15 protein-coding genes are annotated in these 15,018 nt (G+C 71.1%); 8 read left to right on the forward strand and 7 right to left on the reverse strand.

Annotated elements, in window-relative coordinates; all coding sequences use genetic code 11:
- The first annotated feature begins 1 nt into the window (after position 1).
- Positions 2–493 carry a macro domain-containing protein gene (locus ACYVKX_RS11280; RefSeq protein WP_460832099.1) on the forward strand — a complete coding sequence of 164 codons (492 nt, stop codon included), beginning with the start codon at positions 2–4 and terminating at the stop codon, positions 491–493.
- Between the two features lie 194 nt (positions 494–687).
- Here ACYVKX_RS11280 and ACYVKX_RS11285 read toward each other — a convergent pair whose 3' ends face one another.
- Together ACYVKX_RS11285 and serC are read right to left on the reverse strand one after the other, a co-directional pair.
- A complete protein-coding gene (locus tag ACYVKX_RS11285) occupies positions 688–1,842 on the reverse strand; it encodes an HNH endonuclease signature motif containing protein (protein WP_460832101.1) in 1,155 nt (384 codons plus the stop codon).
- Between the two features lie 174 nt (positions 1,843–2,016).
- The gene (gene serC, locus ACYVKX_RS11290) at positions 2,017–3,129 is read right to left on the reverse strand and encodes a phosphoserine transaminase (protein ID WP_460832105.1); all 1,113 of its coding nucleotides are present in this window, start codon (positions 3,127–3,129) and stop codon (positions 2,017–2,019) included.
- 51 nt (positions 3,130–3,180) lie between these two features.
- Here serC and ACYVKX_RS11295 point away from each other — a divergent pair, with 51 nt between their 5' ends.
- A complete protein-coding gene (locus ACYVKX_RS11295; protein ID WP_460832107.1) occupies positions 3,181–3,528 on the forward strand; it encodes a zinc ribbon domain-containing protein in 348 nt (115 codons plus the stop codon).
- Positions 3,529–3,555: 27 nt separating this feature from the next.
- Here the strand turns inward: ACYVKX_RS11295 and ACYVKX_RS11300 are convergent, their stop codons facing one another.
- Entirely contained in the window at positions 3,556–4,668 is a 1,113-nt protein-coding gene (locus ACYVKX_RS11300; protein WP_460832109.1) for a citrate synthase 2, read from the reverse strand.
- A 23-nt stretch (positions 4,669–4,691) separates the two neighbouring features.
- Between ACYVKX_RS11300 and pdxH the strand changes: the two genes are divergently transcribed.
- A complete protein-coding gene (gene pdxH, locus ACYVKX_RS11305; RefSeq protein WP_460832113.1) occupies positions 4,692–5,345 on the forward strand; it encodes a pyridoxamine 5'-phosphate oxidase in 654 nt (217 codons plus the stop codon).
- Here the strand turns inward: pdxH and ACYVKX_RS11310 are convergent.
- Genes ACYVKX_RS11310 through ACYVKX_RS11320 form a run of 3 tightly spaced genes read right to left on the reverse strand, consistent with a single transcriptional unit; the run spans position 5,342 to position 6,570 of the window.
- Positions 5,342–5,536: a hypothetical protein gene (locus tag ACYVKX_RS11310; protein ID WP_460832115.1), complete on the reverse strand. Its 195-nt coding sequence runs from the start codon at positions 5,534–5,536 to the stop codon at positions 5,342–5,344. The two genes, pdxH and ACYVKX_RS11310, sit on opposite strands and share 4 nt — an antisense overlap.
- A 25-nt stretch (positions 5,537–5,561) precedes the next feature.
- Positions 5,562–5,768, reverse strand: coding sequence for a hypothetical protein (locus tag ACYVKX_RS11315; RefSeq protein ID WP_460832117.1), 207 nt, complete (start codon positions 5,766–5,768; stop codon positions 5,562–5,564).
- A gap of 13 nt (positions 5,769–5,781) precedes the next feature.
- Positions 5,782–6,570, reverse strand: a complete 789-nt coding sequence (locus ACYVKX_RS11320) for a hypothetical protein (RefSeq protein ID WP_460832119.1) — start codon at positions 6,568–6,570, stop codon at positions 5,782–5,784.
- Between the two features lie 134 nt (positions 6,571–6,704).
- On the opposite strand from ACYVKX_RS11320, the gene ACYVKX_RS11325 reads away from it, so the two are divergent.
- From ACYVKX_RS11325 to ACYVKX_RS11345, 5 genes are all read left to right on the forward strand, one after another.
- Positions 6,705–7,289 (forward strand): TetR/AcrR family transcriptional regulator, encoded by a 585-nt coding sequence (locus tag ACYVKX_RS11325; protein ID WP_460832121.1) that lies wholly within the window; start codon positions 6,705–6,707, stop codon positions 7,287–7,289.
- Positions 7,289–9,025: an ABC transporter ATP-binding protein gene (locus tag ACYVKX_RS11330; RefSeq protein WP_460832123.1), complete on the forward strand. Its 1,737-nt coding sequence runs from the start codon at positions 7,289–7,291 to the stop codon at positions 9,023–9,025. The genes ACYVKX_RS11325 and ACYVKX_RS11330 overlap by 1 nt, the downstream gene beginning before the upstream one ends.
- A 68-nt stretch (positions 9,026–9,093) precedes the next feature.
- Positions 9,094–10,953: an ABC transporter ATP-binding protein gene (locus ACYVKX_RS11335; RefSeq protein ID WP_460832361.1), complete on the forward strand. Its 1,860-nt coding sequence runs from the start codon at positions 9,094–9,096 to the stop codon at positions 10,951–10,953.
- Between the two features lie 343 nt (positions 10,954–11,296).
- Positions 11,297–12,865 (forward strand): MDR family MFS transporter, encoded by a 1,569-nt coding sequence (locus ACYVKX_RS11340; protein ID WP_460832125.1) that lies wholly within the window; start codon positions 11,297–11,299, stop codon positions 12,863–12,865.
- Between the two features lie 13 nt (positions 12,866–12,878).
- Entirely contained in the window at positions 12,879–13,334 is a 456-nt protein-coding gene (locus ACYVKX_RS11345; RefSeq protein WP_460832127.1) for a MarR family winged helix-turn-helix transcriptional regulator, read from the forward strand.
- Positions 13,335–13,414: 80 nt separating this feature from the next.
- On the opposite strand, the gene ACYVKX_RS11350 is transcribed toward ACYVKX_RS11345, so the two are convergent.
- Entirely contained in the window at positions 13,415–14,998 is a 1,584-nt protein-coding gene (locus ACYVKX_RS11350) for a glycoside hydrolase family 13 protein (RefSeq protein ID WP_460832130.1), read from the reverse strand.
- Positions 14,999–15,018 lie beyond the last annotated feature (20 nt).

Here is a 15,018-nt window from a genome sequence, read left to right on the forward strand (position 1 = left end):
CATGGACATCACCGTCGTGCAGGGCGACATCACCGCGCAGGACGTCGACGCGGTCGTGAACGCCGCCAACCGCACGATGCGCGGCGGCGGTGGCGTCGACGGCGCGATCCACCGCGCCGGTGGGCCGGCCGTGCTGGCGGACTGCGTCGCCCGCTTCCCCTCGGGGCTCGCCACCGGCGACGCGGGCTGGACAACGGCCGGCTCCATGCCCGCCCGCTGGGTGATCCACGTCGTCGGCCCCAACTACACCGCCGGTGAGCGGGATCGCGCGCTGCTGCTCTCCTGCTACTCGCGCGCCCTGGCCGTCGCCGACTCGCTGGGCGCCCTCTCGGTCGCGTTCCCCCTGGTCTCGGCGGGCATCTACGGCTGGCCGAAGACCGACGCGATCGCGGCTCCGCTCGAGGTCTTCCGCACCGCCACGACGTCGGTCGCCGAGGCCCGGCTCGTCGCCTTCGACGCGGCGACGTACGACGCGATCGTGGGTGCCCTGTGAGGGGGTACGGCCGTCGGTGAGACCCGCGCGAGGTGCCGGTCGTCGGCGACATCGCCCACTTCGGCGACATCGCGATCAGGCTCGCCGACGACGGTTCGCCGTCCCAGGTCGAGACGCCGGACGGGGTGTTCAGGGCGGAGTGAGCCGGCACGCGTGCCCGTGGCCCCGCCGGCGGGGTTCGGCGGGGTGGGGGGTCAGGCGGTATGTCGCAGTCCGGCGGGGCTGGTCCATTCGATGGTGCCGTCGGGCCGGGTGCGGTAGTTCCAGCCGCCGGTGGTCTTGAGGCGGTGGTGGGTGCGGCAGAGCGGGTAGAGGTTCCAGGTCGTCGTGAGGCCGGCGGGGTAGGGGATGCGGTGGTCGAGATCGCACCCGCGGGAGGGCCGCTGACAGTGGGGGAATACGCAGGTCGGGTGTCGCGCCCATGCCTGTTCCCGCATCGGCGGCGTGGGGTCGTGGACGTCTGTGGTCAGTTCCTCGGCGAGGTCGATGACTGGTCGTACCGTCACCTTCGTGACCGCGGCCTGGCACCACTCGCGGACCTGCTCTGGTGTCACGACCGACCGGGTGTTGTCGACCTCGACCATGTCCTGGCCGGGACGGGTGTGGGTGTAGAGCACGACCTCCTTGCCGGTGGAGGTGTCGCCGAGGAGCCCGAGGGCCATGGAGCGGCGTACGTCGAGGGGGAGGGCGGGGTCGAGCGTCGCTGCCTTGGCGGTCAGCAGGGTGTCGACGGCGACGGCGTCTGCGAGGTCCGTGATCCCGCTGAACGCGACCAGCCCGTCGGAGGTCACGGAGTGGAAGTGGAACTTCACGTGCCGCTTCTCGGCAGCGGCGATCCGGCGGCGTTCGGTCTCGGCGGGGTCGTACTCCGCCCTCGCCTTCTCGACCTGCCGGTCGATCTCGGCGAAGGAGCACTTCCTGGCGATGAGCGCGAGGTGGCGGTCGACGGCGGCGGCGGCGTCGAGGGGGAGGGACCGAGTGGCTTGGGCGATCTTGCGGGCCTTCCAGACCGGCACTTCGTCCGCGAGGACGCGGGCCCAGACCTTGGGGAGGCGGTGAACCAGTTCGAGGGCGTCGCCGATCAGGTTCGCGCCGGGCTCGTGCTTGCACCCGATGGCGAGGGCGAACTCCGCGACGGCAGCCTCGTCGATGGTGGGGGCGCCGTCGCCGGCGAGCTCGAGGGGGCGCATGGCCCAGGACTCGTGCTCGGAGCGGTCGTAGCCGGGGTGCTGGAGTGCCCATTCGACGGCGAGTTGTAGCTTGCGGACCTGCGCGACGGCCTCCATCTCGGCGGCTTCGCGGGCAGCGGCCAGCACCGGATCGACATCGACGATGCTGGTGGCTGCCATGACTCAAGCCAAGCAGGGTGCACCGACATTCGGGGCCTCAGATCCCTTGTCTTGACCGGGATGTGGACACTTTCCGTGATTCTCTCGGGTAAAGATTCGGTGCTGGGCGGGTGGTGGTTTCGAGACGGGCGCCAGAGCGCCCTCCTCGACCACCAGTTCTCGACCGCCGTGCGATCAGAGGCGCTCGACGACCCAGTCGATGCAGGCGGTGAGGGCCTCGACGTCGGCGGGGTCGACGGCGGGGTACATCGCGATGCGGAGCTGGTTGCGGCCGAGCTTTCGGTAGGGCTCGGTGTCGACGACGCCGTTGGCGCGGAGGACGGCGGCGATCCGGGCTGCGTCGACGGTGTCCTCGAAGTCGATGGTGCCGATGACCAGGGAGCGGTGGGCGGGGTCGGCGACGTAGGGAAAGGCGTACGGCGACTTCTCGGCCCAGGTGTAGAGGATGTCCGACGACTCCGTCGTGCGAGCCACCATCCCGGACAGCCCGCCGGAGGAGTTCATCCAGTCCAGCTGCTCGGCCATGAGGAAGAGCGTGGCGACGGCGGGGGTGTTGTAGGTCTGGTTCTTCAGCGAGTTGTCGATCGCGGTCGGCAGGTCGAAGAACGCCGGGATGTGACGACCCGACCCGGCGATGGCGGAGGCACGCGCGAGCGCGGCGGGGGAGAAGAGCGCGACCCAGAGGCCGCCGTCGGAGGCGAAGCACTTCTGCGGGGCGAAGTAGTAGACGTCGGCCTCGCGCACGTCGACGGGCAGGCCGCCCGCGCCGGAGGTGGCGTCGATGAGGACCAGACCGTCGGAGGAAGGCCGCACGACCGGGGCCATCACCGCGGTCGAGGTCTCGTTGTGCGCCCAGGCGTAGACGTCGACGCCGTCCTCGGCGACCGCGACCGGCGCCGAGCCCGGCTCGGACGTGATGACGGACGGCGTGGAGAGCCACGGAGCGGCGGTGGCTGCGGCGGCGAACTTCGAGGAGAACTCCCCGAACGACAGGTGCTGCGACTTCTCGGAGATCAGGCCGTAGGTGGCGACGTCCCAGAACGCCGTGGCGCCGCCGTTGCCCAGGATCACCTCGTAGCCGTCGGGCAGCGAGAAGAGCGACGAGAGCCCGGAGCGCACCCGGCCCACCAGATCGCGCACCGGCGCCTGGCGGTGGGACGTGCCCATCACCGCCGTACCCGTCGCGGCGAGCGCGTCGAGGTGCGAGGTCTGGATCTTCGACGGTCCGGCCCCGAACCGGCCGTCGGCGGGCAGGAGGTCGTGGGGGATCTGCGGGGCGTCGCTCACGGTTCCCTATTCTGTCAGGATCAGCAGCCGACTCTCGGGGGATGACAGATCATGAACAACGCCACGCCGGTCCAGAAGCTGCTGCTCGTCGTCGGAGCCGTCGTGATCCTGGGTGGGCTCGTCTGCGTGGTGCTGGGGTTCGTGGGCTTCGCCCAGGCGGACCCCGCGAACGGGGGCGACTCCTCGATGGCGCTGTTCGCGGCCGGCGGGTTCGCCGCCGTGATCGGCTTCGGCATCGTCGCGTTCACCCGCGCCGCGATCCTGACCCGCGGCGGCGCCTACTCCCGCATCACGATCGAGCACGGCGTCCCGCGTGGCGGGGAGTTCTGCTCGAGCTGCGGCCAGCCGGTCGCACCGTCGGCGCGGTTCTGCGATGCGTGCGGTCACGCGGTCGCCTGAGCCCGGCGCTTTCCCTTCGAAGGGTCGCTACTGGTGCCACTCCGACCGCCAGCCGTCGACCGCGGAGGCCGGGCGGGCGGCGGGGCCGATGTAGACGGCCGACGGCCGGATCAGCCGGCCGGTGCGCTTCTGCTCCAGGATGTGGGCGGACCAGCCGCCGGTGCGGGCGCAGGTGAACATCGAGGTGAACATGTGCGCGGGCACCTCCGCGAAGTCGAGCACGATCGCGGCCCAGAACTCCACGTTGGTCTCGAGCACCCGGTCCGGCCGCCGGTCGCGCAGCTCGGCGAGCGCGGCCTGCTCCAGCGCCTCGGCGACCGCGTAGCGGGGCGCATCCAGCTCGCGCGCCGTACGCCGCAGGACCCGGGCGCGCGGGTCCTCGGCCCGGTAGACCCGGTGGCCGAAGCCCATCAGCCGCTCGCCGCTGTCGAGCAGCTCCTTGACGTACGACGCCGCGTCGCCGTCGCGGCGCTCGACCTCCTCGATCATGCCGAGCACTCGCGACGGCGCGCCGCCGTGCAGCGGGCCGCTCATCGCGCCGATCGCGCCGGAGAATGCCGCCGCCACGTCCGCGCCGGTCGAGGTGATCACCCGGGCGGTGAACGTCGAGGCGTTCATGCCGTGCTCGGCCGCGGACGACCAGTAGGCGTCGATCGCGTGCGCGTGCCTCGGGTCGGCCTCGCCCTTCCAGCGGATCAGGAACTTCTCCGCGAGCGTGCTGCCCTCGTCCACGACCCGCTGCGGGACGACCGGCTGGTGCAGGCCGCGGGCCGACTGGGCGGCGTACGAGAGGACCATGACGGCGAGCCGGCCGATGTCCTCGCGCGCCTGCTCGTCGCTGATGTCGTAGGTCTGCCCGAAGCCGAACGCCGGCGTGAGCATCGCCACCGCCGCCTGGACGTCCACGCGGACGTCGCCGGTGTGGACGGGGAGGTTGTAGGGCTCGGCCGGGGCGAGGCCGGGCGTGTAGGCGCCGTCGATGAGCAGGCCCCACACGAACTCGTACGGCACCCGGCCGACGATCTCCTCGATGTCCACGCCGCGGTAGCGCAGCGCGGAGCCCTCCTTGTCCGGCTCGGCGATCTCGGTGGCGAAGGCGACCACGCCCTCCAGCCCGTGCTGCACGTCAACGTCGGTCACGGCGGCAGTCTAGGGTCGTCCGTATGGATCTGGCGGGGCTGCGCGAGGAGTACGGACGGGCCGGACTGGACGAGGGCGATCTCACACCCGAGCCGATCCCGATGTTCGAGCGCTGGATGCGGGACGCGGTCGACGCCGGCCTGCACGACCCGAACGCGATGGTGGTCGCCACCGTCGGCGCCGACGGCGCGCCGTCCTCGCGGCTGGTGCTGCTCAAGGGGGTGGGGGAAGCGGGCTTCGTGTTCTTCACCAACACCGGCTCCCGCAAGGGCGTCGAGCTGGCCGGCAACCCGCGCTGCGCCCTGCTCTTCCCGTGGCACCCGCTGGAGCGGCAGATCCGCGTCGACGGCGTCGCGACCCCGCTGCCGCCCGCCGACGTCGAGGCATACTTCGCCACCCGGCCGCGCGGCTCCAAGCTCGGCGCGTGGGCGTCGCACCAGTCGCGGGTGACCACCCGCGCGGAGCTCGCCGGCGCGTTCGAGGCCGCGGACCTGCGCTACCCCGACGAGGTGCCGGTCCCCGAGGAGTGGGGCGGGTACGTCGTGCGCGCCCACGCCGTGGAGTTCTGGCAGGGCCGTCCGGGGCGGATGCACGACCGGCTGCGCTACCGGCGCACCGCCGAGAGTGGCGCCGACAGTGGGACCGAAGGCTGGGTCACCGAGCGGCTCGCGCCCTAGAGGAGCTTGTCGTCGTCGACGTCGAACGGCTCCGTCACGTAGACGCCTTCGATGGATCGATCGCTGGGGAACTTGGCATCGCGGACGATCAGTACGTCGACCTGCGCGACGATCCCGGTGGCACGATGGATGGCATCCCACGTCTTCAGGCCGTGGTCGATTCGCAGTTGCGCGGCCTTCTTGGCGACCACGGTGGAGACATCGACGAGTTCGACTTCAGGCGGCCTCCAGGAGTTCGAGTATCGCGTCTCGCATGTCGCCGCCGGTATCGCGTGCGTGCGATGGCAACACCTCCGCGAGAATCGCGCTCGACTCGACGAGTTTGATCTCTCCGCGGTCGATGGCAGCCAGAAGAGAGGTCAGTGGTTCCATGGCCGGCTCGCCCATGATGACGCCGATCAGGCACGAAGCGTCCAGCAGCACGCGCTCGATGTGCTCAGGCCGAGCCACGTGACCGTTCCAGGTACTCGTCGACCGTCACGCCAGCCGTGATGTCCGGATCCGCCGCGAACAGGGCTGTCCAGCGCATCCGTGGTGATGGCAACGTCCGAACCTGGTAGGCCCGAATCTGGAAGACGCGGCCGTCGGCGTCCTGCCGTAGATCTCCGCCGAGTTCGACATCCTCGAGAAGGGCGTCCCGGATCGGTACGCGCAGCTCGTTGCCGAACGTGACTCGGACGATCCGCCCGGTGGGTTCGCGGAGAGAGGCCCTGTTGCCGCGAGAGATGTTCATCCCGACTAGTCGTCCGCGCACCGAGCCGGGCATGCGCCGCTCGAACGGTTGGAGGTCGGCGAGGCGACCCGCAAGCGACGTCGTCAACTCGACGGTGCGACTGCTGGGGAGGTGGTTGCCGCCGATCAGCGTCAGGCGTGCGCGCCCGGGGGAATCAGACTGTTCCGGGATCGGATCGACAACGGCGGAGAGTCGACGCGCGGCGGCGATGGCATCTGGACCCCAGATCTCTGGCAGGAGGCCGCCACCTTCGACGATTTGGAGCCCCGCGACGACCGATTCCAGTGCGGCGTCGGCAACCGGATCGTCTGTGACTGTGCTGATGCGTGCGACCGCAGAGCCTAGGTGCAGGTCTGCGATCACCCAGTCGACCGGGACGTCGGTCATCTCGTCGAGCAGAGTCAGCAGATCGCTCCCGGCGCGAAAGAACCGGTCGGCGGAGGCGGAGCGGCCCTCGTCGACCATGAACTCGAGATCGGTCACTGTCGTCATCACCTCTATCCGGGTTTGACAGTCGGCGTTGACGACATTGTGCACCGCTCGGCCGACAGCGTTGCGCCCGCGGACGGAGGAGCGAGGCCCGCACCCCTTGTGAGTGAGTGCTCACTCATTTATGGTGTCCGATCGTGGAGACCAAGAGGGAGCGGGCCCGGCCGATGTCGCCGGAGAAGCGGCGCGGGGCGATCATCGCCGCGACGCGACCGCTGCTCTACGAGCACGGTCGCGCGACCACCACCAAGCTGATCGCCGAGGCCTCCGGCATCGCCGAGGGCACGATCTTCCGGGCGTTCTCCTCCAAGGAGGAGCTCTTCGATGCGGTCCTCGAGGCGGAGTTCGACCCGACCGGCTTCCTCGACGACGTCGCGCAGATCGATCCGGACCTGTCGCTGCGCGACCGCCTGGTCACGTTCACCGCCCTGCTCCAGCGCCGGTTCGTCGGCATCTTCGCGCTGATGGCCGCGATGGGCGTGCGCAAGCCGCCCGAGGTGACCGGCGACCCGTCGGTTCGCAAGCGGCTCCAGGAGGGCGGACTCGCCGCGCTGCTCGCCGGCGACGCCGGCCATTTCACGGTCTCGCTCGACCGGGTCACCCACCTGGTACGGCTGCTGACCTTCGCCGGCAGCCACCCCCACATCTCCGACCAGCAACCCCTCGCGCCCGAGGAGATCGCCGACGTGATCCTCAACGGCGTACTGAGGAGAGACTCCTGATGCTCCTGCGCCTGCTCCGCGAGCGGCTCGCGCCGTACCGCCGCCAGATCGCGATGGTCGTGGTGCTCCAGTTCCTCGGCGTCGTCGCGCTCCTCTACCTGCCGCGCCTGAACGCCGACATCATCGACCGCGGCGTGGTCACCGGCGACACCGGCTACATCCTGCGCATCGGCGGCCTGATGCTGCTGATCTCGCTCGGCCAGGTCGCGTGCGCGGTGGCCGCGGTCTGGTTCGGCTCGCGGATCGCGATGGGCTTCGGCCGCGACGTCCGGGCCGCGATCTTCCACCGGGTCGGCACCTACTCGACCCGCGAGGTGCAGCAGTTCGGCGCGCCGTCGCTGATCACCCGCAGCACCAACGACGTGCAGCAGACCCAGGTGCTGGTGCTGATGGGCTGCAACATCGCGGTGCAGAGCCCGATCATGATGGTCGGCGGCGTGGTCATGGCGCTGCGCGAGGACGCCGGCCTCGGCTGGATCCTGGCGGTCGTCGTACCCGCCCTGTTCGTCTCCGTCGGCTTCGTGGTGAGCCGGATGGTGCCGAGCTTCCGCGCCATGCAGTCGCGCATCGACGAGGTCAACCGCGTCCTGCGCGAGCAGATCACCGGCATCCGGGTGGTCCGCGCGTTCGTGCGCGAGCCGCACGAGCGCGAGCGGTTCGGCGAGGTGAACGACGCGCTCACCGACGTGTCGGTCCGCGCCGGGCGCTGGATGGCGACCATGTTCCCGCTGGTGATGCTGGTCGTGAACGTCTCGAGCGTCGCGGTCATCTGGTACGGCGGCCACCGTGTGGACGACGGCCGGATGGAGGTCGGCGCGCTGACGGCGTTCCTCTCCTACCTGATGCAGATCCTGATGTCGGTGATGATGGCGACGTTCATGCTGATGATGATCCCGCGCGCGTCGGTGTGCGCCGACCGGATCGTCGAGGTGCTCGACACCCACAAGTCGGTGCCGCCGCCGGAGCGGCCGGTCGCCCCCGACCCGGCGCTGCGCGGCCACCTCGACCTCGAGGGCGTCACGTTCGCCTACCCGGGCGCCGACGCGCCGGTGCTCAGCGACGTCTCTCTCTCCGCGCGGCCCGGCCAGACCGTGGCCGTGATCGGCTCGACCGGTGCCGGCAAGACCACGCTGGTCAACCTGGTGCCGCGGCTCTTCGACGCCACGTCCGGCACCGTCCGGGTCGGCGGCCGCGACGTCCGCGAGCTCGAACCCGGGCTCCTCTGGGAGCAGCTCGGCCTGGTGCCGCAGAGGGCGTACCTGTTCAGCGGCACGGTCCGCAGCAACCTCCAGTACGGCAAGGGGGACGCCACCGACGAGGAGATGTGGGCGGCGCTCGAGGTCGCCCAGGGCCGGGACTTCGTCGAGGCGCTGCCCGACGGGCTGGACGCGCCGGTCGCCCAGGGCGGCACCAACCTCTCCGGCGGCCAGCGGCAGCGGCTGGCGATCGCGCGGGCGCTGATCCGCAGGCCGGGGATCTACCTGTTCGACGACGCGTTCTCGGCCCTCGACCTCGCGACCGACGCGCGGCTGCGGGCGGCGCTGACGCCCGTGACGCGGGACGCGACCGTGCTGATCGTCGCCCAGCGGGTCAGCACGATCCGCGACGCCGACCTGATCGTCGTCCTCGAGGACGGCGCGGTCGGCGGCCGGGGCACCCACGGCGAGCTGCTGGCCGAGTGCGCGACGTACCGGGAGATCGTCGCCTCCCAGCTCTCGGCGGAGGAGGCGGCGTGAGCCAGAAGCAGGAGTTCCGGGCCACCGAGCGGATCGAGGCGCCCCAGGGCGGACCCGGCCGCGGCCCGATGGGCGGCGGCATGGTCGGGCAGAAGGCGATGGACTTCGGCCCGTCCGCCAGGCGCCTGGTCGCGCGGATGCGGCCCGACCGCGGCAAGGCCGTGCTGGTGGTGCTGCTCGGCGTCGCCAGCGTCGCGCTGATGTCGGTCGGCCCGCGGATCCTCGGCCACGCGACCGACCTGGTCTTCAACGGGTACGTCGGCCGGCAGATCCCGCCCGGGACGCCGGAGTCCGAATGGCCCGCGGCCGTGCGGGGGATGGACGTCGTACCCGGTCAGGGCGTCGACTTCGGCGCCGTCGGCGACGTCCTGCTCCTGGTGCTCGCGATCTACGCCGGCGCCGCGCTGCTCGGCTGGCTCCAGGGCTTCGTCCTCAACACGGTCGTGCAGAGCACCGTGCGCCAGCTGCGCGAGGACGTCGAGTCGAAGGTCCACCGGCTGCCGCTGGGCTACTTCGACCGGTCGCCGCGCGGCGAGCTGCTCTCGCGGGTCACCAACGACATCGACAACGTGTCGCAGACCCTCCAGCAGACGATGAGCCAGCTGCTCACCTCGCTGATGACCGTCCTCGCGGTGCTCGTGATGATGTTCTGGATCTCGCCCCTGCTCGCACTGGTCGCGCTGGTGACGGTGCCGCTGTCGCTGGTCGTGACCGCGCAGATCATGAAGCGGTCGCAGGGGATGTTCGTCGCGCAGTGGCGGCGCACCGGCGCCCTCAACGCCCAGGTCGAGGAGGCCTTCTCCGGCCACGCGCTGGTCAAGGTGTTCGGCCGGCAGGAGGAGGTCGAGCGGGCCTTCGCGGAGGAGAACGACGAGCTCGCGAAGGTCAGCCTCGGCGCGCAGTTCGTGAGCGGCCTGATCATGCCGTCGATGATGTTCCTCGGGAACCTCAACTACGTCCTGGTCGCGGTCGTCGGCGGCCTCCGCGTCGCGAGCGGCCAGCTGTCGCTGGGCGAGGTGCAGGCGTTCATCCAGTACAGCCGGCAGTTCACCCAGCCGCTCACCGCAGTCGCGTCGATGGCGAACCTGCTGCAGTCCGGTGTCGCCTCGGCCGAGCGGGTCTTCGAGCTGCTCGACGCCGACGAGGAGTCCGTGGACCTGGCCGGGGCGCCGTCGTCCGGGCGCCGGGGCGAGGTGGCCTTCGAGCGGGTGTCGTTCCGGTACGACGAGGAGCGGCCGCTGATCACCGACCTCTCGCTCGTGGCGCGCCCCGGCGAGACGGTCGCGATCGTCGGCCCGACCGGCGCCGGCAAGACCACGCTGGTCAACCTGGTGATGCGCTTCTACGAGCTCGACGCCGGCCGGATCACGCTCGACGGCGTCGACATCGCCTCGATGCCGCGGGCGGCGCTGCGGGCGCAGGTCGGCATGGTGCTCCAGGACACCTGGCTGTTTGCCGGCACCATCCGCGACAACATCGCCTACGGGCGGCCGGACGCGACCGAGCCCGAGATCCTGGAGGCCGCGCGGGCGACGTTCGTGGACCGGTTCGTGCACTCGCTCCCCGACGGCTACGACACCCTCATCGACGAGGAGGGCTCGAACCTCTCCGCCGGCGAGCGGCAGCTCGTGACGATCGCGCGCGCGTTCCTCACCGACCCGGCGCTGCTGATCCTCGACGAGGCGACCTCGTCGGTCGACACCCGCACCGAGCTGCTGCTCCAGCACGCGATGGCCGCGCTGCGCACCGACCGGACCTCGTTCGTGATCGCCCACCGGCTCTCCACGATCCGCGACGCCGACCTGATCCTGGTGATGGAGGAGGGCGCGATCGTCGAGCAGGGCACCCACGAGGAGCTGCTCGCCCGCGAGGGCGCCTACGCCCGGCTGTATCGGTCGCAGTTCACGGCGGCCCTGGCGGCCGATTAACCCGTTGAACGCGACGAGCCGCCGGCCTACCGTGGCCGCACACGGGAAAGGAGGTGGTCCGAAGAATGATTTCCTACAGGACGCGTGAGGTGGCTGCCCGCTAGCAGCCCACTGGCATCACCCGGGGTGGAGCCACCCCGGGCCGGCTGCTGGTGAATCCCAGGCAGTCACCCGACCCGCAGGCGATCCGGTCTTCACGTCCACCGGAGCGGGCTCCGCCAGGAGTCCACGTCTGCGGGTCGCTGCGTGTGCGGGTGACCTGCGTCGCATTCGTTGCCGATGTCAACGTTCTGGGAATACAGTTGACCTCGACAACCTTATGGCTCCCGTGAATCGAGCGCTCGTGCCCCAGCAGCCCACCGAGATGACCCACCGCCAGATCCTGGAGGCGCTCAGCGGCCTGCTGCTGGCGATGTTCGTCGCGATGCTGTCCAGCACGGTCGTCACCAACGCCCTCCCGGCGATCGTCAGCGACCTGCGGGGCAGCCAGACCGGCTACACTTGGGTCGTCGTCGCGACCCTGCTCGCGATGACCGCGACCACGCCGATCTGGGGCAAGCTCGCCGACCTGTTCAGCAAGAAGCTGCTGGTCCAGCTCGCGCTGCTCATCTACATCGGCGGCTCCGTGATCGCGGCGTTCGCCCCCTCGATGGAGGTGCTGATCGGCGCCCGCGTCGTCCAGGGCCTCGGCGTCGGCGGCCTCACCGCGCTGGTCCAGGTGGTGATCGCCACGATGATCTCCCCGCGCGAGCGCGGCCGGTACGCCGGCTACCTCGGTGCCGTCTTCGCGCTGGCCACGGTCAGCGGGCCGCTCATCGGCGGCGTGATCGTGGACTCCGCCCTCGGGTGGCGGGGCTGCTTCTTCGTCGGTCTGCCGTTCGCCGTACTCGCGTTCTTCCTGCTCCAGAAGACCCTCCACCTGCCGGTCGTGAAGCGCCCGGTGCAGATCGACTACGTCGGCGCGACCCTGCTGGTCGCCGGCGTCTCGGTGCTGCTGGTGTGGGTCAGCCTGGCCGGCAACAGCTTCGACTGGGCCTCGGCCACCAGCGTCGGCCTCGTCGTCCTCGGCGCGCTGCTCCTCGGTGCCGCGATCTACGTCGAGGCGAAGGTCGCGGCCGAGCCGGTGATCCCGCTGCGGCTCTTCCGGGACCGCACCACCACGCTCGCGACGATCGCGTCGGTGCTCATCGGCGTCGCGATGTTCGGCTCCACGGTCTACCTGAGCCAGTACTTCCAGACCTCCCGCGGCATGACGCCCACCGAGGCCGGCCTGATGTCGATCGCGATGGTCGGCGGGCTGTTCGTCTCCAGCGTCGTCAGCGGCCGGACCATCAGCGACACCGGCCGGTGGAAGCGCTGGCTGGTCGGCGGCATGGTCCTCGTCGTGGTCGGCCTCGGCCTGCTCGGCACCATCGACGAGACCACCAACCTGGTCGTGATCGGCGCGTTCATGGCGATCCTCGGCATCGGCCTCGGCGCCACCATGCAGAACCTGGTGCTCTCGGTCCAGAACAACGTCGCCATGTCCGACCTGGGCGCCGCCAGCTCGGTCGTTGCGTTCTTCCGCTCCATGGGCGGCTCGATCGGCGTGTCCGTGCTCGGCGCGATCCTCAGCAGCCAGGTGGCCGCCAAGGTCGCCGAGGGGTACGCCGCCGCGCAGCGGCCGCCGTCCTTCGACGCCGGCAGCCACGCGGTGCCGGACGTCCCCTCGCTGCCCGGCTGGGAGCAGTCGATCTGGGAGCAGGCCTTCGGCGCGTCGTTCGGCCACATCTTCCTCGTGGCCGCGCCGCTCGCCCTGGTCGCGCTGGTCTGCGTGCTGCTGATCGAGGAGGTGCCGCTGCGCACGTCCAACCTGGAGGAGGTCGAGGCGGCTCCGGAGCTGCACCACGCGGTGGCGAGGGCCGAGCGCTGACATGCTTAGCCCTGTGACCAGCACCCGTGCCCGCGCCGAGCTGCTCGGCGGACTCGAGCAGCAGGTCGGCGTGATGATCCGCCGGATCCGCCGGGTCATCGGCGAGCGCGCCCGCGCCGTACACCCCGACCTGCAGACGTCGTCGTACCTGATGCTCACCTGGCTCGGCCAGCACGGCGCCCAGCGGGCGTCGGCGATGGCCGAGGCGTTCGGCATCGACAAGGGGGCGATCAGCCGCCAGATCCAGCACCTCGTGGACCTCGGCCTGGTCGACCGCACCCCCGATCCCGACGACGGCCGCGCGACCCTCGTCTCCGCCACCCCCGACGCGGTCGCCCGGATGGCGACGGTCAACGACGAGCGCCGCGCCTGGCTCGACGACCGGCTCCGCGACTGGTCCGACTCAGACCTCTCCGCCATCGTCGAGCTGCTCGGCCGCTACAACGCGGCCCTGGACGCCCGGGGCTGATCCCTCCGGCGTCGAGACACCAGAAACGGCCCTCAATCGAGCGGATCGAGGGCCGTTTCTGGTGTCTCGACGACAAATCATCAGCCCAGCCACACCGCCGTGTCGGGCGGGAGCTCCCGAGACACCGGGCCGCTGGACATCAGCACGTCGCCGGCGGGCAGCGTGACGGGGGCGGTGCCGCAGTTGAGTACGGCGGTGAGGGGGCCGCGCCGGAAGGCGAGCACGTCCGCGCCGAGGTCGAGCAGGTCGACGTCGTCGCCCGCGGTCGTCGCGAAGGTACGCCGGACGGCGAGCGCCGTGCGATAGAACTCCAGCGTCGAGGAGTCGTCGCCGGCCTGGGCCGCCGCGGTGAGCGGCGCCCAGTCGCCGGGCTGCGGGAGCCACGGCTGGCCGCTGCCCGGGCCGAAGCCGTACGGCGCGGTGGTGCCGCTCCACGGGATCGGCACCCGGCAGCCGTCGCGGCCGCCCTCGCCGGTGCGGAGGAAGAAGGGGTCCGACCGGTTCTCGGGGGCGACCTCGACCTCGGGCAGGCCGAGCTCCTCGCCCTGGTAGAGGTACGCGGAGCCCGGCAGCGCGAGCATGGTCAGCGTCGCGGCGCGGGCCCGGGCCAGGCCGACCTCGCAGCCGCCGTACCGGGTCACATGGCGAACGACGTCGTGGTTGCTCAGCACCCAGGTGGGCGAGCCGCCGACCAGGCCGACGGCCGTCATGGTGCCGGTGACGACCTCGGTGAACTCCGCGGCCGACCACGGGGCCAGCAGCCAGGCGAAGTTGAACGCCTGGCTGCACTCGCCCTCGCGGATGTAGCGCGCCATCGACTCCGGGGTCTGGGTCCAGGCCTCGGCGACGAGCATCCGGTCGCCGTCGTACGTGGCGAGGAGGTCGTGCCAGCGGCGGTAGACGTCGTGGACCTCGGGCTGGTCCCACATCGGCTCGTCGCGCAGGGTGCGCTCGACCAGCGACCCGCCGGCGCCGCGGGCGAGCTCCTCGCCCTCGGGGAGCACCTGGTCGCGCAGGCTCTCCTCCTTGAACAGGCCGTGGGCGACGTCGACGCGGAAGCCGTCGGCGCCGCGGTCGAGCCAGAAGCGCAGCACGTCGACGAACATCTCGCCGACCTCGGGGTTGCGCCAGTTGAGGTCGGGCTGGCTGCTGTCGAAGAGATGCAGGTAGTACTGGCCCCCCTCCACCTGGGTCCAGGCGGGGCCGCCGAAGACCGACCTCCAGTTGTTGGGCAGCGAGCCGTCCGGCCTCGCGTCGCGGAAGAGGTAGCGGTCGCGCTCGGGGCTGCCCGGGCCGGCGGCGAGGGCCGCCCGGAACCACGGGTGCTGGTCGGAGGTGTGGTTGGGCACCAGGTCGACGATCACCTTCAGGCCGAGCTCGTGCGCGCGCTCGATCAGGTCGTCGGCGTCGGAGAGCGAGCCGAACAGCGGGTCGACGTCGCGATAGTCGGCGACGTCGTACCCGTGGTCGCGCTGCGGCGAGGTGTAGAACGGCGAGATCCAGATCGCGTCCACGCCGAGGTCGCGCAGGTACGGCAGCCGCGAGGTGATGCCGGCCAGGTCGCCGACGCCGTCGCCGTTCGCGTCCGCGAAGCTGCGCGGGTAGATCTGGTAGGTGACGGCGTGCCGCCACCACTCCTGACGCGTTTGATCGTTCAAACCCATGCGCTCCATCCTAGGCAACC

This window comes from Nocardioides hungaricus (assembly GCF_054782915.1).

Excerpts from the sequence above, each read along its gene's own strand:
- pdxH (WP_460832113.1), top strand. The coding sequence starts at position 4,692 with ATGGATCTGGCGGGGCTGCGCGAGGAGTACGGACGGGCCGGACTGGAC.
- ACYVKX_RS11280 (WP_460832099.1), top strand. The coding sequence starts at position 2 with ATGGACATCACCGTCGTGCAGGGCGACATCACCGCGCAGGACGTCGAC.
- ACYVKX_RS11295 (WP_460832107.1), top strand. The coding sequence starts at position 3,181 with ATGAACAACGCCACGCCGGTCCAGAAGCTGCTGCTCGTCGTCGGAGCC.
- ACYVKX_RS11320 (WP_460832119.1), bottom strand. The coding sequence starts at position 6,570 with ATGACGACAGTGACCGATCTCGAGTTCATGGTCGACGAGGGCCGCTCC.
- ACYVKX_RS11330 (WP_460832123.1), top strand. The coding sequence starts at position 7,289 with ATGCTCCTGCGCCTGCTCCGCGAGCGGCTCGCGCCGTACCGCCGCCAG.
- ACYVKX_RS11335 (WP_460832361.1), top strand. The coding sequence starts at position 9,094 with ATGGGCGGCGGCATGGTCGGGCAGAAGGCGATGGACTTCGGCCCGTCC.
- ACYVKX_RS11350 (WP_460832130.1), bottom strand. The coding sequence starts at position 14,998 with ATGGGTTTGAACGATCAAACGCGTCAGGAGTGGTGGCGGCACGCCGTC.
- ACYVKX_RS11285 (WP_460832101.1), bottom strand. The coding sequence starts at position 1,842 with ATGGCAGCCACCAGCATCGTCGATGTCGATCCGGTGCTGGCCGCTGCC.